Origin of the sequence: Vibrio sp. SSH13-20, from assembly GCF_040104475.1 — a bacterium.
In the GTDB taxonomy this organism is placed as follows: Bacteria; Pseudomonadota; Gammaproteobacteria; order Enterobacterales; family Vibrionaceae; genus Vibrio; species Vibrio harveyi.
On the sequence record NZ_JBECOU010000008.1, the window covers coordinates 94,156 to 117,383 of the forward strand.

Here is a 23,228-nt window from a genome sequence, read left to right on the forward strand (position 1 = left end):
CTGAAGGGGCGGGCTTGATAATCAAAAGTTCCGCCTCTGATGTCCCCCCTTATTTACTTTGGAGAAACGATGAACGTTATCGATGCGCAGCAAGTTGCCACGTGTTTGAGCATGAAGTCATTGATTGAAACCATGCGAGAAACTTATGCCCAGCCAGCTGCTATTCCCCAACGAAGAGTGATGCCTTTGGAAGAAGGTAAGTATGAAGCATTTGCTTTGCTGCCAGCATGGAACCAAGACTTAATCGCGGTTAAAGCTTTTACCTATTTTCCACAGAACCCGGCACATGGCAAAGATACGCTGGCTTCCAAAATCTTGGTGTTTAATAGAGAAGACGGTCAACCCGTTGCGTTGGTCGATGGAAAAGTGCTGACCTTCTGGCGCACGGCAGCTGCGTCTGCGTTAGCTGCGGATTACCTAGCGCGTGAAAACGCCTCTCGGTTGCTGATATGCGGAACTGGTAATTTGGCACCATATTTTGCGTGGGCGTATGCTGCAGTTCGACCGCTTAAACAGGTTTATGTTTGGGGACGCTGCTTGGAAAAAGCAATGGCTACCGTCGATCGCATAGTCTCTTCGCCAGAGTATCAATCCTTGCCAATCGAGCGTCAGTTTGCGGTGTCGGTGGTTGAGAGCGTCGATGAGGCTCTTCAACACGTTGATATCATTAGTTGTGTGACCGCTTCTGCTACACCACTGTTTGATGGTGCAAAGGTTCTACCCGGCACGCATATCGACTTAGTGGGCAATCATGATTCGGATAAACGAGAGTGTGACTCGACAGTTGTGCAACGCGCGCAGGTGTATGTCGATAGCCGCATTAATGTGTTAGCGGAAGCAGGGGATTTACTGCTCCCAATCCAAGAGGGCGTGTTTAACGCCGAACAGATTAAAGGAGAGTTGCCACAGCTTTGCGCCAAAGAAGTGAGAGGGCGTCAGAGTGATGAGGCGATCACCTTATACAAATCGGTGGGCAGTGCCTTAGCCGATTTAGCCGCCGTACAAGCGGTATTGAAAGAAAGTGGCATCAGCCTAGTTTGAGCATTTTAGCTCGTCTTTTTAAATTGCATACAATATACATATAGGGAAGAAAGTTCATGAAAGTAGAATGGAAAGGTGTCTATCCAGCGGTCAGTACTCAGTTTCGTCACGATCAGTCGATTGACTTAGATGCGACGCAAACCGTTATCGATAACCAAATTAAAGATGGCGTCAACGGCATCATCTGTTTGGGTACAGTAGGAGAAAACTGCGCCTTGTATCCAGAAGAAAAACGTCAGGTATTGCAGGCAGCACAAGAAGTGGTCAATGGTCGTGTACCTTTGATTGCTGGTACGGCAGAGTCCATTACCACTGCAGCGATTGACTATATGCAAGACGCTCAAAAAATCGGTATTGATGGCTGTATGGTGATGCCTGCAATGGTGTACCGCACGTCAGAAAGCGAAACCTTTGATTACTACCGCACTTTGGCGCAAGCAACGCCAGAAATGCCAATCATGATTTACAACAACCCAGTTTCTTACGGTGTGGATGTCAATCTCGACATCATGGCGAAACTGGCTGAATTTGAAAGCATTGTGGCGGTGAAAGAGTCCACCACGGATACGCGCCGCATTACAGAACTCTACAACCAATTTGACGATCGCTTTACCGTGTTCAGCGGCGTTGATGACATTGCGCTTGAATCACTGATGCTTGGTGCAACAGGCTGGATCTCTGGCTTGACCAATGCATTCCCTGAAGAGTCAGTAGCGATTTACAAGTTGGCAAGTCAAGGTCGTTACGCAGAAGCGTTGGAGATTTACCGCTGGTTCCTACCATTGCTGCGTTTAGACACCATCCCGACTTTGGTTCAGTGCATCAAGTTGGCAGAGCAAGTGTGCGGACGCGGCTCTGAGCAAGTTCGTGCCCCTCGTCAAATCTTGCAAGGCGCAGAGCGTGAACAGGTGATTCAATTGGTCGAGCATGCGATTGCTACTCGTCTAGATCTAACTAAATACAATCTATAACCAAGCTGCTTAGCAGGGCGTTAAGTGACGCTCTGCTTATTCTTGATGTTCAAAAAAGTGAGAGGAGGGAAGCCATGAATTCGGCGAACAAGGACTATGTCAGCTTTCAACACGTTAAGAAAACCTACGATGGCACCAACTTGGTTGTAAAAGATTTTAACTTAGATATTGCCCCTGGCGAGTTTGTCACCATGCTTGGACCTTCCGGTTCGGGCAAAACCACGTGCTTAATGATGCTGGCAGGGTTTGAAACTGCCACTGGCGGCGAAATTTATATTGATGGCGTGCCGGTGAATAACCTTGCTCCGCACAAGCGAGACATCGGCATGGTATTTCAAAACTACGCGCTCTTTCCTCATATGACCATTGCTGAAAATCTTGCTTTTCCGCTGAAGGTTCGCAAGCTCGACAGTGATACCATTGAAAGTAAAGTGCAAAGCGCATTAGACATGGTGGAGCTAGGGCACGTTGCCAGTCGTTATCCCAAGCAGTTATCCGGAGGTCAACAGCAGCGCGTTGCACTCGCAAGAGCCTTAGTGTTCGAGCCAAAACTTGTGTTGATGGATGAGCCGTTGGGTGCGTTGGATAAGCAGCTTCGCGAGCAGATGCAGATGGAAATAAAGCATCTTCACGAAAAGCTCGGCATCACCATTTTGTACGTGACGCACGATCAAGATGAAGCGCTGACGATGTCTGATCGCATTGCGGTATTTAACCATGGCGAAGTGCAGCAATTGGCGCCGCCAACTGAGTTGTACGAATCGCCAAGCAATGCGTTTGTGGCGCAGTTTATCGGTGAGAACAACCAACTTAACGGTATTGTAAACACGTTAGATGATACTCGTTGCCAAGTGCAGGTCGGGAAAGCGGCATTCAATGCGAAACCTGTAAGAGTCAAAGAGCGAGGGCAGAGCACCACGCTTTCGATTCGACCGGAAAAAATCATCCTTCAGTCTGATGGCGATCAGTGTGATAACCAAGTTTCCGGTATCTTGCGTGAGCTCATTTACCATGGTGACCATTATCGCTTAGTGGTTGACGTTGAGACGGTGGGTAAACTCGTCGTCAAAGTGCCAAATGACAATCGCCCCCATCTCTCACTTACTCCGGGCGCACAATGCCGCATCGGCTGGCAAAGTGAAGATTGCCACGCCCTTGATTGCTCAAAGCCTCAATCTCAACCGCAAACGGAATGCAATGAGGAGGCAGCATGAGTCGAGAGTTAACCTCGTTGGACTCGGTATTGGAAATCGAGCGCCAAGTTCATGAGCAAGAACACGATCTCAAAGCTCAGCTGCAAAAAGCAGAACGGAGAAAAACCATTCGCTCGATCATGCTTACTTTGCCCTTGGTGTGTTTCATTTTGCTCACCTTTGCATTTCCCATCTTAGAAATGCTGTATCGCAGTGTCGACAATCGAGCCATACCTCAAGCATTACCAGAAACAATTCAAGCGCTGGAAAGCTGGGACTATCGCGGTCAGCCGCACCCAGAAGTGATCGCTGCGTTTTCTCATGAGCTATTGGGTTTGTATCAAAGCAAAACGCTGCCAAAAATCGCCAATCGCATGAATATTGAAGTTTCCGGAATGCGCAGCTTAATGATGAAAACCGGAAGAAAGTTATCTCGCCTTGAGTCGTTGCCAACATCGATGACAGAGTTATCTAAGCTAGACAAGCGCTGGGCAGAAACCAAGTATTGGGCGGCGTTTAAGAACCTCAGTGGCGCCATTACATTGAGCCACTATTTAGCGGCATTAGACATGCAAGTGAATGAGTTTGGTGAAATTGAAGCGCAACCAGAAAAACGCCAGATCTACGTCGACCTTTTCTTTAAAACCTTTTGGATGTCGGTCTTAATCACGCTCATTTGCTTGGTAATGGCATACCCCGTAGCGTACTTGTTAGCAAACTTACCAGACAAGCGCGCAAACCTATTGTTGATCGTTGTTCTTTTGCCATTTTGGACTTCGCTACTTGTTCGGACTACGTCTTGGATTGTGTTGTTGCAAAACCAAGGTGTGATTAACGACTTACTGATTTGGTCTGGCTTGACGTCGGAACGGATTCAAATGATTCACAATACGTTTGGCACCGTGGTATCGATGGTCCACATCCTTTTGCCGTTTATGATTTTACCGCTCTACAGCGTGATGAAGGGCATTAGTCCGACTTACTTTCGTGCGGCTCGTTCACTTGGTGCCACGCCTTTGGTGGCGTTTACCAAAGTTTATATGCCGCTGACGCTACCCGGTATTGGCGCAGGCGCGCTTTTGACCTTCATCCTTTCCATCGGTTTTTACATCACGCCAGCTTTGGTTGGCGGGCGAAGCGGGCAGATGATTTCCAACATGATTGCTTATCACATGCAAACCTCGTTGAACTGGGGCATGGCAGGGGCTTTAGGCGGTCTATTGCTGTTTGTGGTGTTAACGCTATTTTATGTGTTCAACCGCGTCGTGGGCATTAATAATATCAAGGTAGGAGGGTAATCATGGGTTTGCCAAATTATGCATCCAAAGGCGAGAGAGTTGCCTACGCTGGGTATTTGGTCTTTTGTGGCTTGGTGCTGTTTTTCCTTATTGCACCGATTTTAACCATCATTCCTTTATCGTTTAATGCCACACCTTATTTCACCTTTACTGAGGGCATGCTAAATCTTGACCCCGAGGCGTACTCAGTGCGTTGGTATCAAGAGATGTTCACCAACGAGCAGTGGTTGTTAGCGCTCAAAAACAGCACTTTTATCGCTTTGATGGCAACTTTGATTGCCACAGCGCTTGGCACATTAGCGGCACTAGGATTAGCCAGCAGTAATTTGCCGTTTCGCAATGCTATTATGGCGCTACTGATCTCGCCAATGATTGTTCCGGTGATCATCTCGGCGGCAGCAATGTATTTCTTTTATACGCGCTTAGGACTGTCCCAAACTTACATCGGCATCATTTTGGCTCACGCTGCACTTGGTACACCGTTTGTGGTGATCACGGTAACGGCAACACTTAGTGGTTTTGACCACAGCTTAGTTAAAGCCGCTGCTAGCCTTGGAGCTAATCCAGTATATACCTTCAGACATGTGACGTTTCCTCTAATACGTCCGGGTATGATCTCCGGTGGCTTGTTTGCTTTCGGCACTTCGTTTGATGAAGTGGTGGTCGCGTTGTTCTTAACGGGGGCGGAGCAAAAAACCGTACCAAGGCAAATGTGGTCTGGTATTCGCGAGCAAATCAGTCCAACGATACTTGCCGTCGCGACACTGTTGATTTTTATGTCGGTGTGTCTGCTCGTCACGCTAGAAATACTGCGCAGACGAAACGTGCGCATCCGTGGCATTCAAGAATAAATCTGGTTAAAGCAACAAGCCATTTTGCGGTTACCCTGAGCTTTCTCTGCAAAGAATTACTCACTTTTTTGACCGAATGCGCCTCCTTGTGGGCGCTTTTTTCGTTGAATACTGACGCTTTGCTCAGTTATGAGAGCTCGTACTTTCAAACCGGACTTTTGTCCTGAAACTTTGTCCTGCTTCCTCACTATGATTGCGCCATCAGAACGAACGAGGAAAACATTATGACTGCTCATATCGCAGGTTCTGCAGAAGATTTTGCTTCAACTGTTATCATGCCGGGCGATCCGCTACGCGCGAAATACATCGCTGAAACCTACCTAGATGACGCCAAACTGGTTACGGACATTCGTAACATGCTGGGCTACACCGGTTATTACAAAGGTCAGCGCATTTCAGTGATGGGGCACGGCATGGGCATTCCATCAATGGTGCTTTATGGTCACGAGCTGATTAATGACTTTGGTGTGAAACGCATCATCCGAATCGGCAGCATCGGCGCGACGCAAAAAGACGTTCACATGCGTGACGTTATCCTAGCCCAAGCGGCAGGCACAGATTCACCGACGAATGCTAAGCGCAGCAGTGGCTACCATATGGCAACGTCTGCAACGTTTGAACTGCTGCACAACGCTTACATGTCTGCGAAAGAGAAGGGCATTGATGTCAAAGTAGGTAACATTTTCACAGGCGATCTTTATTACGATCCGGATGAAGATATGATCCCAGCCTTAGAGCGCTTTGGGGTGCTTGGTGTGGATATGGAAGTGGCGGGCTTGTACGGCTTGGCACATCAATTTGGCATTGAATCGCTGGCGATTTTGACCGTGTCTGATCACTGTATTACTGGCGAAGAAACCACAGCAGAAGAGCGTCAGCTTTCTTTCAACAACATGATTGAAATTGCGCTAGAAACTGCGATTAAAGCTTAACCCTACAATTAAGTTTTCTTTGAGAGCTGGTTAGTCGGCTCTCTCTAATACTAAGAACATCTATCTATGAGCCCTTGGAGTGAATTATGAAAAATAAAATAACACTCACCGCAATTAGCTTTCTCGCCAACTTCATCATGGCGGGTTTTGCGACCCAATTTGGTATGTTGGTTGAACCGCTTGCCAACACCTTTGATGCGAACGTTAACGAAGTCGCATCGATTTTCTCGCTATTAAACGGCGGTGCACTTGCCGGTACGATCGCGGCTTTCTTTTTGATTGAAAAAGTCGGCATTAAACGCATGACCGTATTGTGTTACGGCGCGATTGCCGCAGCGGCACTGAGTCTATATGTCGCGCCTTCTCTGTTTATCGTGATGCTCGGCATGACTGTGATTGGCTTCTGTGGCGGTGTTGGTCTTTGTATCGCGGGTACTATCGTGGTATCGGTGTGGAAAGACAAAATTCAAAGCACCATGCTGGTGGTACAAGACGCGACCTTTAACATTGCAGGCGTCGTCTTTCCATTGATCACCACTTACGCGCTGACTAATGCAATGAACTGGAGCATCAGTTACCTAAGCGTGGGTGTAGTAGCTTTGGCAACCATGTTTGTTGCTTTGCTGACCAACTTTAACCAATGTGGCGGCGAAAGTGGCTCTGAGCAAGAAGCAAAATCTGAATGGAACTTCGGCATCATTAGCGGTGGCGTAGGTTTGTTCCTAGGTATGCTTGCGCTGTACACCTTCCTAACTTGGGCGCCAATGTTCGTGAAAGAGAAGTTTGATATCCCATTTGAACAAGCGGGCAACATCATCACTCAATACTGGTCTGCCGCTCTGGTTGGTGCGTTGGTTTCTACCGTGATTGTTTCGCGTATGAAGATTCAGACTTTCTTACTGACTATCATCTCTGTTGCTATGGTGATCACCAGCGTTATCGTTACTACGGATAAACTAGAATGGTTGTCATACCTGACTTACGGTTACGGCTTTGCTTGTGCAGCGCTTTACAATGCCTTCATTGCTTACGGTGTATCATTTGTTCGCAATGCAACCAGTAAAAACGTATCTTACATCCTAATCAGCGGCAGTGCGGGCGCGATGTTCAGCCCAGCTATCAGTTCGGTAATGGAGAGTGTGGTTGGTCTGCAAACCGTGATGTACGCCATCCCAGTTATCTACGCAGCAGTCGTCGCAATGCTGGTGGTTTCAATGAAGTTTAAGACAGTAGAGCAAACGCAAACCGCTTAAATGAAATTAAGAGAGAGAACAAAAAGGTCTGCATTGTGCAGACCTTTTCTCATTTACGATTGAAGAACTCAGCTATTCTTCGACAAAATTACGCAGTCCGTCCAAGTCGAGAATACGTAATCCTTTCTTTTCTTTAGCAATGAAGCCTTTGCTTTCAAGCTCTTTCACTGCGCGGCGATAAACACGGTCTGAGGTGGCAAATCGCTCCGCTTCCAAATAGTTCTTTTGGAATCCATCCACTGGCAGGTCATTTAAATACTGATGATAAATGTCGTACGCCACGTTATAGGTGATTGGGTAAAGTAATCGGCGAGAAAGAATCTCCACCGTATCTTGGTAATCAATCGCGATGGCGCTGGCAAAGTAAAGCGACAGTCGAGGCTGTTCTAACAAGCATTTTTGCAGCTTTTGCGCGTCAATAATCGCAACTTCAACCGGTTCTACCGGAACGATATCCATTTGGCAGCGATAGCCAGTAAAGAATTCCATCTCACCAAAGACTTGTTGTTCGCACTCAAGTGTACCAAGCAGAAAGGTTTTGCCGTTTCTTGCTGTAACGCCCATAGAAATACGACCAGAGTCGACCAGATATAAGTTTTCGACATGCTCACCTTGGGTGAGGAGCTTTTCGTTTTCATCAAAAATTCGGCGCGTACAGATGCAATCTCGGATCGTTTTTTCGATGAGATGTTTATCTTCACTCCATTGCGCCTCGAAGCGTCCTTTACCTAGGGTTTGTAATTGCATCGACGTACCTTAAATGACAATACCCGCGAGCTCAAAACGTGCCATTAATGGCTTGTTCTCTAGCTGATACCAGCTTGCCGGCATGTTGGGTTTTAGCTGGGATTTTTCTTGTTTGCTGATCACAACATAGCGCAAAAATGTGTCGAGTGTGCTCGCCATTATTTCAAAGCTCATGTCGCCATCTTTACTGATGGTTTTTAATAGTCCAACGACTGTATCTTCCGGTATCAATGGTTCGATAACCGCATGTTTGCGCTCGGTAATCGTCTTAGAGCAAGGTAGTGAAGCACGGGCTGTTTCCCAACACACTTTATTGGTTTTACTCACGAGGTTGTGTTTGTAGCAGTAATAGCTAAACAAAAAGCGTGACAGGTTCTGCCAGCGCTCAGCTTGGACTTCTAACCAAAGGTGTTGCAGCTCGATATCAGCGTCAGTCATGGGAATGTGTCAGAAAAGGAAAAGAGGGCGTAGTGTAACTGCGTTTAAGGTATTCGAAAAGTCACATGCATGTCGCCCTCTTTACGTTATTGCGTGATATTGCTTGGTCTCTTAACCCTGTCTTAACCAAGCCGCTGCTAGTTTCCGTTTTCACACTGCTCCGTCCTTGGGAGCGAATTCAAGTTAAGTGACGAAAACGTGTCATCTGATTGTGAGAAAGAAACATGTACAGAAAGTCTTTGGTTGCGGTGATGATTGCCGCCGCTCTTATAACCACAGGGTGCAATCCATCTTCCGCTTCTGAAGAAGCCAGTCAAGAAGGTCCGGCAGCATTTGCTCAGGTTGTAAAACTCTCTACTGTTGTTGCCAAATCCACGACTACGGCGTTGTATGAGCAAGTGCAAGGGCGCGTAAATCCCATCAAAATTGCGCAAATCCGCCCTCAAGTTGAGGGGATCATCGAAGCAAGGTTATTCACCCAAGGGGACTTTGTGAAGAAAGGCACACCCTTATATCAAATCGATGCTGACTCCTACCAAATTGAAGTCGAAACCCAGCGTGCTAACGTGGTTGAAGCTGAAAACGCTTATAAAAAAGCACAAGCGCAATATGAGCGATTGAAAAAGCTCAGTGAGACTGATTTTGCAAGTCAGCAGAACTTAGATGATGCGCGTTTTAGTGTTGGTACAGCGAAAGGGCAATGGATGAGCCGCAAAGCGCAGCTTAATAAAGCCAAACTCGATTTAGAGCGTACCGTCGTAACCGCTCCAATTGACGGTGTGATAGGTGAAGAGCTGATCACTGAAGGTGCGTTGGTCAAGCCGAGTGACTCGTCGCCGCTAGCGGTGATTCGTAAGGTTGATCAAGTGTATCTCGATGTTCAAGTGCCGGCGTCTATGGCTTCTCGCTTAACCGATGACATCCATCAATCCGATCGCAGCTTAAAAGTGATATCGCCCAGCGGTCAGATCCTCTCCGGTAAGGTGGTCTATTCCGCTGTGTATGTGGATGAAGAAACCAGCAACGTGACATTACGTGCCGTCGTAGATAACACATCACGCGGATTGTTGGTTGGGCAATTTGTACGAGCACAGATCCCCGTTGGCGAAGTTGAGGCTTTTGCTATCCCCAATTTAGCCGTGAAACACAAATCGACGGGCGAGGCTTACTTGTTGGTGGTGAAAAATGGGCAATTGGAAGAGCGGCTTGTAACGACCGATGGTAATACTGGCGGCATGACCCTAGTGACCAGTGGTGTCAATGAAGGAGAGCAAGTGGTGGTCGTTGGTGGTGAGAACGCTTTTCCCGGTACCAGTATCGAAATAATGGAATGGCACGACAATACTAAGCAGTTGAATGGGTAATCACTATGTCGCACTTTTTTATTCGCCGCCCCATCTTTGCGTGGGTGATCGGCATCCTTATTACGCTTTTGGGTTTAGTGTCGATTACGCAGCTCGCAGTGGAGCGATTTCCGTCGGTGAGTCAGCCTCAGGTTGACGTCTTTTTTAGCTACCAAGGAGCCTCACCGGAAACCATCAATGACACCGTTATTTCGATCATCGAACGTGAGTTGTTTGGTACTGATGGCATTGAGTCGTTTACATCCAGCTCAGATTCGACTGGTAATGGGCAGATCAGCGTGAAGTTTGCCTACGGGACTGACCCTGAACTGGCGCAAATTGCGGTGCAGAACAAAATAAAAACCGTTGAGCCTCGTTTACCTCAAGATGTAAGACAAAGTGGCTTGAATGTTGAGTCGAGTTCAAGCTCCGATCTGATGTATTTAAGCGTGTACTCCAAATCAGGCAAGATGACAGAAGGGGCATTGAGTGACTTTTTAGCGCGCAATGTGACCGATGAAATCAAGCGTATACCTGGGGTTGGTAAAGTGACGGTTTACTCTGCCGAGCACGCGATGCGTATATGGGTCGATCCACAAAAGCTAGTTTCTTATGACCTTACTATGTCTGACGTGACGGGCGCCATCAGCGCGCAAAACGTACAAATCGCTTCGGGGCAAGTAGGGCAAGAGCCTGCAAAAGTAGGGCAGAAAACCGTAACGCCGTTGACCGCGTCGGGACAGCTCAAAAACGTCAAAGAGTTTGAGAACATCATTTTGCGCTCTTCGACCGATGGTAAACAACTGCGACTTAAAGATGTGGCGCGCGTTGAATTGGGGCAAGAAAGCTATAACTTTGGCAGTCGCATCAATAGCAAATCGTCGGCAAGTATCGGGATTAAGATGATGTCAGGCGCGAATGCGGTGGCGACGTCGAACCGCATTCATGCGCGGATGAAGGAGCTCAAGAAAACCTTTCCTGAAGACATCGACTACATGGCGTCGGGTGATGCAGCACCATTTGCGAAAATCTCCATTCAGAAAGTGGTTAAGACGTTGGTTGAAGCGATGATCTTGGTGTTTATCGTGATGTACCTATTTTTGCAGCGATTTACTTACACCTTTATCCCCGCCATTGTCGCACCGATAGCCTTGTGCGGTGCGTTCGTGATCATGAAGTTGATGGGCTTTTCGATTAATGTTTTCACTATGTTCGGGATTGTTCTATCGATCGGTATCATTGTGGATGATGCGATCATTGTGGTGGAAAACGTCGAACGCTTGATGGCAAAAGAAGGACTATCACCTTTAGAAGCGACTAAAAAAGCGATGAAAGAAATCTCCGGTGCCGTAATTGGGGTAACGGCGGTCATGGTGGCGGTGTTTGTGCCAATCTCTTTCGCTTCGGGGACGTCTGGGCAAATCTATCAGCAGTTTGCGCTGTCGATCGCTGTTGCGATTTTGTTCTCTGCATTTTTGGCGCTAACCCTGACGCCAGCGCTGTGTGCGACCATGTTAAAACCCATTAAGGAAGATGCGCACAAGCGTACGGGTTTATTGGGTTGGTTTAACCGCGCGATTGAATCCTCCACCCAGCGTTATGGCTCGTTGGTGGCGAAGACAACCAATAAAACGATGCGCATGATGGGGATTTACCTCGTGTTATCGGTGGGTGCGGTGTACATGTTCCAGCAACTCAACAGCACTTTCTTCCCAGAAGAAGATCAAGGTTACTTCTTTTCGTCGATCCAACTGCCAGCCGATGCGAGCCGAGAAAGAACCTTAGAAGTGGTTTCGATTGCTGAAAAGTTCTTATTAGCTCAGCCAGAGGTGCGCGCTTCCAACGTAGTCTTGGGCTTTAGTTTTGCGGGTTCCGGCTCCGGCTCTGCACTCATGATTACAGACTTAGTTGAGTGGGATAAGCGTGAGCGTTCGAGTGCGGACATTGCCAATGCATTTAACGCGTACATGAGTGAGCACTCTAATGACGGTGCGGTGTTTGCCGCTTTACCTCCTGCAATCCAAGGGTTGGGCGCAACTAATGGTGTTAGCTTTCAACTGCAAGACCGAGCAAATAGAAACGCAGCCGATTTTGAACAACTGAAACAGAAGTTCAACCAAGCATTGACGGCTCGACCAGAAGTGACAGGGCTGTTTTATAACGCAACTCCTTATACGGTAGGGCTGGCGTTAGATATTGACCGTGAAAAGGCAATGACGTTGGGTGTTTCGTTCTCTGACATTAGCGAAACTCTGAGCACCGCTATGGGGTCAAACTACGTCAATGATTTTCCAAACCATGGGCGGATGCAGAAGGTGATTGTGCAGGCGGACCAGAAATACCGCATGAACATCGAAGATGTTTTGGGCATTGCGGTGAAAAACAGCAGTGGAAAATTGGTCTACTTATCCGAGCTGATCAAAGCCGATTGGCAGTCCATGCCGCAACAGCTGACGCGATATAATGGTATGCAAGCGGCGGACACTTCTGCGATGGCGGCTCAGACCTACAGCTCCGGACAGGTAATGAACGCAGTGTTAGAAGTCGCTAGCCAAGTCGATGATAGCGTGAGTATTGAATGGACCAACTTATCCAAACAAGAACGTCAGGCAGAATCTGAAGTGGAGATCTTGTTGCTGTTCTCTTTGCTAGTGGTGTTTTTAGTGCTTGCCGCGTTATATGAGAGCTGGACCATACCGATTGCGGTTGTCTTGGTCGCACCGCTTGGGCTATTGGGCTCTGCGTGGGCGGTATCATTAAGTGGGCTGCAAAATGATATGTTCTTTAAAGTGGGGTTAATTGCTCTGATCGGTTTATCGGCTAAAAACGCGATATTGATTGTTGAGTTTGCCAACCAACAACGCAAGCTGGGATTATCGGTTGCTGAAGCGGCAGTTCAAGCGGCGAAATTGAGATTACGACCAATCTTGATGACCTCTCTGGCATTTACCTTTGGTATTGTGCCACTGATGTTCGCAAGTGGGGCAAGCTCAGAGATACAGAACTCACTCGGTACAGGCGTATTTGGTGGCATGGTATCAGGGACGTTATTAGCCTTGTTGTTTGTGCCGACCTTCTTTGTATTTGTGAACAAGCTAACCAAAACTAAGCGTTAAGTCGCGTCAATGGTTAGCCAAGTAGGAGCGATGCCAAAGCAAGCTTGTGTCTAACAAGGCATTACTACGCTAGGCGATTCAAAAATAATAGGGGCGAGTGAATTCGCCCCTTTTTGCGTTCAGTTAGGGTCGTCTTAACCCAACCTTAACCTGACCCTTTTTAGTATCCACTCTCGAAAAAAGCGAAAATAATAACGAGCATGGAGAGTGGTAGCGTGACGGTTCTTATCGGTAGTCGATTTGTTTACTCATTTCTTGATGGCACCATTGTGGATACTGAGCGAGAAGAAGAGACAAAAGTGCTTGGCAAAAACAGCAATCAGTTACTTAGTATGATGATTGAACACCCAAACCAAACTCTATCTAGGCAAACTCTGTTTGATAGAATTTGGACGGATAATGACGTTAAAGTCACTGAAGCGAGTTTGACCCAAGCCATTGCAACGCTAAGAAGGACCTTGTGCGACAATCGTCAAAAGTCTGAGTATATTCTTACTGTGCCTAAGTGCGGTTACCGTTTTATCGCTTCTGTAGAGCGTTTGCCTTCAGATAAGCTCATTGCTGAAGAGAGCCTTAAACAGCAAACACAAATCGAGATGCCTTCTTTGCATCGTGAAGAGACCACTTATGCGGTCGAGTTTTATCAAAATACCAAAAGTTGGTTAAGTAAAATTAGGGACGCTTTTGCTATATGGTAAAACACAGTCCAAAGCGTTCATTCCACCAACTAAACAACATTTAAGGGGATTTCATGTCATCCAATCACTTACAGCTTCTCATCGTAGAGGATGATCACGACCTTGCGAGCGCTGTGATTGACTATCTCGCCTTGGAGGACATCCATTGCGACCATGTGGCGAACGGCGTGGCATGCTTGCAGATGATTGAAAAAACCGACTATGACGTGATCATTTTGGATATCAATTTGCCAAGAATGAACGGCTTAGATGTATGTGAAAAACTGCGAGAACAAGGGGTGGAAACGCCAATCATCATGCTCACAGCATTAGATTCGCTGAGCGACAAACTTGCGGGATTTTCGCGCGGGGCAGATGACTACCTTATCAAACCTTTTGCGATGGAAGAGTTGATTGCCCGAACTATTGCCTTATCTAAACGACGTAGCGCGCAAAACACCAAGTTAACCATTGCCGATCTGACCATCGATGTACAAAAGAAGACCGTGAATCGAGCAGGGCAGTCCGTTTTACTGTCTCCGATTTCGTTTAAGATATTAGAAGTGCTGATGCGTGAGAGCCCTAATCCTGTCACTCGTGAGCAGTTGATGTACAAAATTTGGGGTGAAGAACAGCCCGACAGCAACAGCCTTAAAGTTCACATGTTTAACCTGCGTCAGCGCGTTGACCAAGGGCATCAGAAAAAGCTCATTAAGACCGTGGTGAAGCAAGGCTTTGTAATCTCAGAAGGAGATGTGTCGTGAAGATCAGACCCAGTATCCGTTTATACAGTTTTTTTGCGGTATTACTCACAGGCGTTACGACAATCGTGGTGTTGTCCGTTTTAACTATGCACTACTTTTTCTCCGGCATGGACATCGCACTAAGAGACTCGATGTTCTCTCACGCGATCTCTATAGAGACCCAACCTGGAGAACCAGTAAAAATCAGCGACTTTACCATTGCTTCACGTTGGCGCGATCTGCCCCAAGATGTGCGTGAGAATATTCCTCGTGATAGCTTGGAAACGAATACACTTACCAACTATTTTGTTGATGGTTCAATCTTCTCGCCACCCAAAATGGCATTGTTTGCGATGAAAGTGCAGCATAATGGCATGCTGAAATATGTCTCAGTGTCTTTCTACGACAGCACTGAGCAGTTCCCCGTTGATGATGAATTTCCTCACTTCTTCATTATTTTTTCTACCGCGTTGGTGGCGATATTGCTGTTTTATTTGGTTTTGATCATCATCTTTCGCAAGGTCACAACACCTGTTGAACAGTTAAAGAATTGGGCAAAGAACATGACGACGGATCAGCTTAGTCAGCCTATTCCAGATTTTCACTACAGCGAGCTAAACGTGTTGGCGAATATCGTTAAATCAAGCATGGAGTCAGTGCAGCAAAGTGTTGAGCGTGAGAAAAAATTTCTTGCCTACGCGAGTCATGAGCTAAGAACACCTATTGCGGTCACCAAAACCAATACCGAACTGCTAAAGAAGATGTGTGAAAAGCAAGTTGAGGTGGAAAAACAACAGGAGGTGCTCAGACGGATATCGCGTGCAAATGCGACGATGACCGACTTAACAGAAGCAATACTGTGGCTCAACCGAGGTAACGCGCCTCAAATCCCTGCCAAAGAAGTGGTGTTGGGAGATTTATTAGCCCAAATCATTGATGAATTGTCCTATTTGCTGCAAGGCAAGCAAGTAACCGTTGATATTATTACTGATCGACAACAAGTGTTATTGGTCGAACCGTTAGCGCGAATGGTTTGTACCAATTTGGTTCGCAACGCATTCCAACACACGGCAGATGGTTTTGTGCAAGTAAAGCAAGAGGGAAGCTCAGTGGTGATATTCAATCAAAGCGCAACTCAAGATGCGGAAGAGAACAATCTCGGTTTTGGCTTAGGGCTTGAATTGACTGAACGAATCATCAAGCAGAACAACTGGCTGTATAAAAACCGAGCCATTGATAATGGTCATGATGTCTTTATTGATTTTCTTCCAAATTAAGTTCGACGCTTTTTGATAATACAACCCCTCGATTTACCGAGGGGCTGTTTTAAGCAAAGCACAAACGTGGAAGCTTAACGAGAAATGATCTTGATTGAACTGATCTTATCTTCAAAGCCATCGGCATTGTATGAGCCATGATCGCGGGTGTAGTAATCACCTCGGAAGTTTTTATCGACATAAAAACGGACACGCCATCCGCGAGGGATAGAAAACGAGCTCATTTTATCATCGAATTTGTACATACTGAGGTCGGAAATGTCATGGCTAAGCATCAGTGATGGACCTGTTTGGTGTCGATACTGATAAATCACGGCTGACGCATTATCATTCACATCACTATCACTACTGCCACGAAGAGAGGAGCCTTCGCATTTCGCATCAGACGTTTTACAAAAGATACTGCCTTCCCCATATTGCTTTTCACAACTGCTTCGTACGTTTTGTCTTGCCTCTGCTTCAGTTCGACCTGCTTGAGAAAATGTATCCATAAAAGGTTTTAGAGAGCAAACGTAAACAAAATCACCGCCATAGCTAAGCGACGGTAAAAACAGCAATGTTCCTAACATAAATCTCTTAACCAAAGTCATATTGATAATCCTAATTTAAGTCGATCAAATAATCGCAGAATGAATACCACAACTTTGTGTTTAGGTAATGAGAACGAAGCGTTATGGCTTGAAAATTCACCTTAAAATTACACAAGCGCATGTTGTTGCTCATTATTTCGGCGATTTATTGACAAGTGCATTTCTGAGAGGAAAGAAAGGCAGCCAGAAAGCTCAACGAAAGTGAAACCATTTATGGTAAGTCACGTCGTTAAGTGATCCTGGTGAAAAAGCGCAATAGGTGAGAAATCCTTATCAAGCAAGTGAATTTTATAAAGTTCGTCTTCTGGCAGATTGAGTACTAGAAACTGAGACCAAAGCTCTTGAATGTTAATGAAATGTTTCTTTTAAAGCTCAAGGCGCTTTATATGAGAGTGCTCTTTGTCGTGAGAAGAGTAAATGGTGATGCCTAAGTGGTAACGGCATTTAAGGAACTCATCATATAGAAGAATAAAGATGGAACTAAAAAATCTCACCGTCGCAATAGCGACCTTCTTTGCTAGTACGAATGCGCTTGCTTTAAGTGAGCCATCGCAGCAAGTCACAGAAATATATCAACATCACGCTCATCAAAACGGTAATGATAGAGCGTTGCCAGATTATGCACCAACTAAGCTGCTTCCCCAGCAACCGAAACCGACCCTTCGTACCCTTTCTACTCGGTCTGCGGAGCAGGCAGCAAACGTGTGTGATGTAGAAGCTTTCACTGCGAACAGTAGCAACGATGTGCTCAACGCGATCAAAACCCAAGGAGCAAGTTGTGTTAACGCGCTTTTCTCAGCCGAGAGTCGAATACAAGAAGCGGCGTTCGAATCTGGGCACATGTACAACATTGCAAAGCACACGACCAATTTAGCGAAAGCCTACGCTGGGGGCGGCAGTGATGAGCTTGAAGCTTTGTTCCTGTATTTACGAGCAGGTTATTACGCTGAGTTTTACAACAGCAAGGTCTCGTTTCTTTCTTGGGTGACCCCTGCAGTAAAAGAAGCCGTCGATGCCTTCGTTAACAATGCGAACTTCTATGAGAACAGTGACCCACATGGCAAGGTGCTCAGCGAAGTCATTATCACTATGGACAGTGCAGGGCTCCAGCATGCCTACCTACCACAGGTTACGCAGTGGCTCACTCGCTGGGACAGTCAATACGCTCAGAACTGGTACATGCGTAATGCAGTGAATGGCGTATTTACCATTTTGTTTGGTGGTCAGTGGAATGAGCAATTTGTGCAAACCATCGGTAATCAGACTGAGCTTGTTAAAGCACTAGGGGATTTTGCACTGCGCTCGTCAGCTATCGGTGCTAGTGATGAGTTTATGGCAGCGAATGCTGGTCGTGAGTTAGGACGATTAACCAAATATTCCGGTAGTGCTTCCAGTACAGTGAAAAGCAAACTGACCGAGATCTTTGCTCAATACGAGATGTACGGTAGAGGCGATGCCATTTGGCTTGGCGCTGCCGATACGGTCTCTTATTACGCGGATTGTAGTGACTATGGAATTTGTAACTTTGAGTCCCAGTTGAAAGGTTTGGTGCTTTCTCAATCGTACACATGTAGTCCTACCATTCGTATTTTGTCGCAGAACATGACGCAAGATCAGCACGTCGCGGCTTGTTCGAAGATGGGGTACGAAGAGGGGTATTTCCACACTTCACTTGAGACAGGAAGACAGCCTGTTGCGGATGACTACAACACGCAGTTGCAGGTCAATATCTTTGATTCAAGCGATGATTACGGCAAATACGCTGGACCGATTTTTAACATCAGTACCAACAATGGGGGAATGTACCTTGAGGGCGATCCAGCAACGCCGGGGAACATCCCTAATTTTGTTGCTTATGAAGCGCCTTACGCCAACCCAGATCACTTTGTGTGGAACCTAGAGCACGAGTATGTTCATTACCTTGATGGACGATTTGACCTTTATGGTGGCTTCGGTCATCCAGCTGAAAGAATCGTGTGGTGGAGTGAGGGCATTGCCGAATATGTGTCGAAGGAGAACGATAACCAAGCTGCGATAGACACCATCAAAGATGGGTCAACGTTTACGCTCAGCGAGATCTTTGAGACCAGTTATGATGGCTTTGATGTCGATAGAATTTATCGCTGGGGTTACTTGGCGGTTCGATTCATGTTTGAGCAACATAAAGACGACGTAAATCAAATGCTGATAGAAACTCGTCAGGGTAACTGGGCAAATTACAAAGCAACCATTAATCAGTGGGCAATCTTATACCAGAGCGAGTTTGAACAGTGGCAACAAGCTCTTGTTTCTGGTGATGCTCCTAATGCAGTCATAACCGCAAACAGTGAGGGTAAAGTCGGTGAAAGCATTACATTTAGCAGTGAAAACAGCACGGATGCAAACGGGAAGATCGTCAGCGTCTTGTGGGATTTCGGTGATGGCACGACCAGCACACAAACCCAGCCGTCGCACCAATATGGCAGTGAAGGGCAGTACACGATCAGCTTAACCGTGACTGATAATGATGGGCTAACCGCAAGCACGACACACAGTCTTACTATTACGGCGCAGGGCGGTTCTGATGCGCTACCACAAGATTGTGCAGTGCAAAGTAAAATCAGTGGTGGACGCTTAACTGCGGGACAAGCGGCGTGTTTGGCGACGCAACAAACCATTTGGTTGAGTATCCCCGCGGTCAATGAGCACACCAGCATGGCAATCACCACGGCAAATGGGGTAGGCGACCTGAAAATTGAGTACAGCAATGATGGTTGGCCAAACGGTTCAAATCACCATGCGTGGTCAGACAATGCGGGTAATGCTGAGTGTATTACCTTGTCCAATCAGCGCAATTACTGGGGGTATGTTAAAGTCTCTGGTGAGTTTGAAAATGCTGCGATTGTAGCGGACTTTGATACCTCAGGTTGTCGTCAGTAAACATTGTTTCTGTTGATTAAGATCAACTGGTCCTAGTAACAACAGAAAATGAAACGCCCAGCACGAGTTTACATTGTGCTGGGCGTTTTTATTCATATTGAATATCGGTTAAGGCTTAGAAGTGCCCCAAGTACTGCCAATCAGCGTTGTTTGGGTTCGCCTCCGTTGGCCAAGGGAAGTACCAGTACTTGCCGTCAATGAGGCGGTAGTAATGGTAACCACCACGGAAGTGGTACACGTAAATATCGTTTATCGTTCCCGTGTTGTTGTTCTCGCCCCAAATTCCCATGCGATCTTGTTTGTGCCAGTTTAAGATTTCGGCTTCAAACTTAGCTAGGTCACTGTTGAGCTCAGCAATGTACTGTTCAATATCCGTATCGCTACCAATAAAGCGCCAATCGGCGTCAGAGGTGTTTTGAACTGGCAACGCGCTGTTCACTCCCGGACGTTTTTGCATAAAGTAACGGCGCTCACCGCTTTCATCGGTATCAATGAAAATTGCGTTCTCAGATTGACCCCATGTTGTTGAACTCGCTTGCTCCCAAGTTAGCAATTGCGGTTGATTGAAGTAGCTGGCAATGCGCTGTGCATTGTCGATGTTACCACGATCGACTTTCAGTGGGTTAAAACCAAACTGGACATGGTTTTCCGCTGAGCCTAGGTACTTCCAGCCTTCATTGTCTGCTTGGTTGGTTGGGAAATCCGCCGCAGAGATATCACGCATTAGGAAGTAATCGCGAGTGCCGGTGACTGGGTTAGGGTACACGTAAAGTGCACCAGCGCGGCGTTCTGCGCTTGTCTCACCATTGTTCAGCACACCCGCTCCGTAGTTGTCTGCTACGAACTTGTCGAAGTCAGCCACAAAGCCAAAGTCGATGCGGTTTAACGCTGCGTTGTCGGCAAACATGACTTGTTCATCAACGTATTGTTTGTAACCGTGCTCCTGACCAACAAAGATAGGACCAACAAGCTTATCGATCGCTGGGTTTTGATCAGGGATCAAGCTATCTAGCACTTGTTCACCATTCACGTCAGTACAACTTAAGGTGACACGAGCCGGTAGTGGCAGTTGCTCTAGGTTAAAGTGGAACTTATTGCTTTGTGAGTCGTTTAATCGGCTACTTGCAACCGCAATGTTTTGTACTGAGCCATCCTGACGCTCCACAGTAACTGCACAGCTACGTTGAGAGATCATACTTGGCTGATGCATTCCACCTTGATGTCGCGCGTAACGCCAATCTGCACCGTTGTTGTGTTTCACGCCACTAAACTGCTGGCAATGGGAAGAGGTAAAGTAGCCCGCACCATCATGGCTCGTGCCAGATTTATCAAGCACGCAAAGCGGTACTTCGCCAATTTCGGCGTTCGGCGTGTAAGTCACAGCACCTTCACCGTATTTAGATAGCAATGAGTAGTCATGATCTTGAGATATCATGCGCTCACGCTGACCATTGATGTTCCAGTACATGTCTTCGCTGCTTTCACAACGCGCCATATCCGTACTGACTGTACCGACGAAGTTTGCACTTTCGCCGTTGCTTGCCGTGTAGGTGAACTGACAAATACGAGCTTGCTGATTGTTGACCTTCATCATCTGCCACAAATCTTGTTGAATTTGTTCGTCAGACAAAGAAGACACCGCTTGCCAGCCTTCCGGATGATAAGTTACGTCTGGTGAAGAAGGCAGCTCAAACACGTTGCCGTAGTTGGAGTAAATCAGCGGGTAAACTTGGCTTGCAAGTTCGTTACGCGGATCGTAAATGCCCAACATGGTGACAACAGGCACGCCTGCCGCGCTAGGTACTGGCGTGTCGGTTTGTGTTTCTTCGTAACTTTGGCTTTCTTGATTCCAACGAACATAACCAGTCGAGCTGTTTAAATTGACGTTAAAGCCGTTATTGAGCCACGTTTGTACACGGCGAGATTGAGAAGGGTGCTCTAACGTGTAATGGCTAATGGTGCCCAATAGTGCGGCTTCGCCACCAGCTTGTGCGTCACGCATAAAGCGGAATTCACCCGCAAATGGTGGTACCACTTCACCACCCACATCGTTAGTCGTGGCTTCACCTGTCCAGTGTAAGTTACCGATAAAGCGGCGATGCAGAGCATCCCAACCCCAACCAGATTCCAAATCGTGCGTAGAAGCATACCAAGGGTAGTGACCCAGACCGTAGTTATGCCCCAGTTCGTGTGACCATTCGTTACCGGTTGTCGCTGTTAACGTCACGATGCCGCCACCGCCACTGCCGCCATGATCAATAATGCCGTTGGTGTACACGCCGCGGTTGGTGTGCGCGGTAATGTGATTGAAGCGTTTATTGTAAGCTTGCGAATAGCCAGCGCTATCGGTAATGCCGACATTCGCGTTATTCACACCTGTAGATACCAGTGCTTTACCAATGGCTTCACGCATGTCACCGCCGTGCCAACCACCTTCACCGTCTGAGCTTGTGGTGTAAACCTTACCGTTTGGCAGCGTCACTTTCGGGAAATAAGCGGCAGTGTAATCCGCCATCACCAGTTTAGATGCTGGGATTTTCTGGAAGTAATCGGCGCTGAGTTTTGCCATGTTTTTGATCATGGTGTTGCCATCACGCGGCGCCGTGAGCATACCCATGTCGATGTTTTGAATGATAAGCTCCGGCGCGCCGCCAAAGACAAGTTCATTAGCAGCTAAGTCGCCTTGTCGATCAGTGTTATCGGTCAAGCGCAGCGACAAGCCTGGCTTCATCCAATCCCATTGCAGCGGCAGTGACCACGCGTGATGGGAGAATACCACTTTAGAACGTCCATTATCTGGCTGATCAGAAGCCGCAAGCGCGCTTGGTGGCAGCATTGGGAGCCGAGTGATGACAGTGCCTTCAAAGCTCACTTCTACCCAAACTTGTTGAACGGCTTTGTCTTCTGGCGTGAATAAAAGCAGAGCTTCACGGTCGATCACCAAGTCAGGGAACAGGTTAACATCGTTTTGATTTGGGGCGGTGGTCGTATGGGTTTGAGCAAAATGGATAGAGCCAGTCAAATCGCCATTCAAGTGATTTACTAGCGTTAATTCGTCTGCGTAACCGAGGCGTGCCGCACTTGTCGTGAACTCAATCTTTTGTGGCTCGATACAATCAATCGCATTACACGAAGAAAGCTCCGCCGTGTACCGAGTGTCTGGTTTCAGGTTGCCAATGAACAAGCCAGATTGAACGTTATCATAACGAACGGGCTCTGAAGCTGATTCGGTCAACGTCAAAACCACATTGTCATTCGCGTTTTGCGTAGCCCATTTTAGCTGAACACCTTGATCTGAAACGCTGGCTACGTTCAATGCATTGATGTTTGGCGCAGATAGGTCACCACAATCAGAAGTCTCGATGTTTTGAATCATATCTGACTGCCAAATGTATTCGCCATTTGGACGCTTCGAGCCTCGGGCTGCGGGGATATATTCTACGTAGCAACCTGTGTCGTCTGGGTTCATCACGCCAAACTCTTTGTGCATCAGGTAGAAGCCACCGTTGTACATGATGAACTCCCATTCAGGACCGACGAAGTCCACCACATTTCGGTAGGCTTGGTCTTGATCGCCGAATAAGAATGGGAACTTAGGGTAGCCATCAAAGTTAACCCAGTATTCATAGCCTTGAAAATCAAGGTAGGTTTCGCCATCACGTTGGGACGTGCCTTGACCTTTGTCTGCTAACTGCTTGAGCATTTCTATGCGTTCAAAGGTTTGGTTACCAACTTCGACCAAGGTTAGGTCGTGGTTCGCGTTTGCGAAAGCGGCTGTACTTCCTAATAAGGATGAGATCAGCCAAGCGAGCGTGTTTTTCTTCATATTAGACTCTACT

At 47.1% G+C, this 23,228-nt stretch carries 17 protein-coding genes; 13 read left to right on the top strand and 4 right to left on the bottom strand.

What is annotated here, in order from left to right; genetic code table 11:
* The first annotated feature begins 69 nt into the window (after positions 1–69).
* The 7 genes from ABMY42_RS21215 to tsgA all read left to right on the top strand — a co-directional run bounded on the left by ABMY42_RS21215 (position 70) and on the right by tsgA (position 7,539).
* On the top strand, positions 70–1,041 hold the full coding sequence (locus ABMY42_RS21215; RefSeq protein WP_349266757.1) for an ornithine cyclodeaminase family protein: 972 nt from the start codon (positions 70–72) through the stop codon (positions 1,039–1,041).
* 56 nt (positions 1,042–1,097) lie between these two features.
* Positions 1,098–2,012, top strand: coding sequence for a dihydrodipicolinate synthase family protein (locus ABMY42_RS21220; RefSeq protein WP_199481609.1), 915 nt, complete (start codon positions 1,098–1,100; stop codon positions 2,010–2,012).
* Positions 2,013–2,086: 74 nt separating this feature from the next.
* Positions 2,087–3,226, top strand: coding sequence for an ABC transporter ATP-binding protein (locus tag ABMY42_RS21225; protein WP_349266758.1), 1,140 nt, complete (start codon positions 2,087–2,089; stop codon positions 3,224–3,226).
* A complete protein-coding gene (locus ABMY42_RS21230; RefSeq protein WP_349266759.1) occupies positions 3,223–4,503 on the top strand; it encodes an ABC transporter permease in 1,281 nt (426 codons plus the stop codon). Before ABMY42_RS21225 ends, ABMY42_RS21230 begins: the two co-directional genes overlap by 4 nt.
* Positions 4,504–4,505: 2 nt before the next feature.
* Entirely contained in the window at positions 4,506–5,354 is an 849-nt protein-coding gene (locus ABMY42_RS21235; protein WP_005439919.1) for an ABC transporter permease, read from the top strand.
* A gap of 224 nt (positions 5,355–5,578) precedes the next feature.
* Positions 5,579–6,286 carry a purine-nucleoside phosphorylase gene (deoD, locus tag ABMY42_RS21240; RefSeq protein WP_005439921.1) on the top strand — a complete coding sequence of 236 codons (708 nt, stop codon included), beginning with the start codon at positions 5,579–5,581 and terminating at the stop codon, positions 6,284–6,286.
* Positions 6,287–6,372: 86 nt separating this feature from the next.
* Positions 6,373–7,539, top strand: coding sequence for an MFS transporter TsgA (tsgA, locus tag ABMY42_RS21245; protein WP_050910918.1), 1,167 nt, complete (start codon positions 6,373–6,375; stop codon positions 7,537–7,539).
* A 72-nt stretch (positions 7,540–7,611) separates the two neighbouring features.
* On the opposite strand, the gene ABMY42_RS21250 is transcribed toward tsgA, so the two are convergent.
* Together ABMY42_RS21250 and ABMY42_RS21255 are read right to left on the bottom strand one after the other, a co-directional pair.
* Entirely contained in the window at positions 7,612–8,286 is a 675-nt protein-coding gene (locus ABMY42_RS21250) for a Crp/Fnr family transcriptional regulator (RefSeq protein WP_038873229.1), read from the bottom strand.
* A gap of 9 nt (positions 8,287–8,295) precedes the next feature.
* Positions 8,296–8,724, bottom strand: coding sequence for a hypothetical protein (locus ABMY42_RS21255; protein ID WP_269992263.1), 429 nt, complete (start codon positions 8,722–8,724; stop codon positions 8,296–8,298).
* Between the two features lie 224 nt (positions 8,725–8,948).
* Between ABMY42_RS21255 and ABMY42_RS21260 the strand changes: the two genes are divergently transcribed.
* From ABMY42_RS21260 to ABMY42_RS21280, 5 genes are all read left to right on the top strand, one after another.
* Positions 8,949–10,088 carry an efflux RND transporter periplasmic adaptor subunit gene (locus ABMY42_RS21260; RefSeq protein ID WP_349266760.1) on the top strand — a complete coding sequence of 380 codons (1,140 nt, stop codon included), beginning with the start codon at positions 8,949–8,951 and terminating at the stop codon, positions 10,086–10,088.
* Between the two features lie 5 nt (positions 10,089–10,093).
* The gene (locus tag ABMY42_RS21265; protein ID WP_349266761.1) at positions 10,094–13,183 is read left to right on the top strand and encodes a multidrug efflux RND transporter permease subunit; all 3,090 of its coding nucleotides are present in this window, start codon (positions 10,094–10,096) and stop codon (positions 13,181–13,183) included.
* Between the two features lie 200 nt (positions 13,184–13,383).
* Complete coding sequence (locus ABMY42_RS21270) at positions 13,384–13,881, top strand: winged helix-turn-helix domain-containing protein (RefSeq protein ID WP_349266762.1); 498 nt, start codon at positions 13,384–13,386, stop codon at positions 13,879–13,881.
* Positions 13,882–13,934: 53 nt separating this feature from the next.
* A complete protein-coding gene (locus tag ABMY42_RS21275; protein WP_038897571.1) occupies positions 13,935–14,624 on the top strand; it encodes a response regulator transcription factor in 690 nt (229 codons plus the stop codon).
* Positions 14,621–15,880, top strand: coding sequence for a HAMP domain-containing sensor histidine kinase (locus ABMY42_RS21280; RefSeq protein ID WP_050940912.1), 1,260 nt, complete (start codon positions 14,621–14,623; stop codon positions 15,878–15,880). The genes ABMY42_RS21275 and ABMY42_RS21280 overlap by 4 nt, the downstream gene beginning before the upstream one ends.
* A gap of 74 nt (positions 15,881–15,954) precedes the next feature.
* Here the strand turns inward: ABMY42_RS21280 and ABMY42_RS21285 are convergent, their stop codons facing one another.
* Entirely contained in the window at positions 15,955–16,449 is a 495-nt protein-coding gene (locus ABMY42_RS21285; RefSeq protein ID WP_009703515.1) for a beta/gamma crystallin-related protein, read from the bottom strand.
* 495 nt (positions 16,450–16,944) lie between these two features.
* Here ABMY42_RS21285 and ABMY42_RS21290 point away from each other — a divergent pair, with 495 nt between their 5' ends.
* Complete coding sequence (locus ABMY42_RS21290) at positions 16,945–19,389, top strand: collagenase (RefSeq protein ID WP_349266763.1); 2,445 nt, start codon at positions 16,945–16,947, stop codon at positions 19,387–19,389.
* 115 nt (positions 19,390–19,504) lie between these two features.
* Here ABMY42_RS21290 and ABMY42_RS21295 read toward each other — a convergent pair whose 3' ends face one another.
* A complete protein-coding gene (locus tag ABMY42_RS21295) occupies positions 19,505–23,215 on the bottom strand; it encodes a M66 family metalloprotease (protein WP_349266809.1) in 3,711 nt (1,236 codons plus the stop codon).
* Positions 23,216–23,228: the final 13 nt, after the last annotated feature.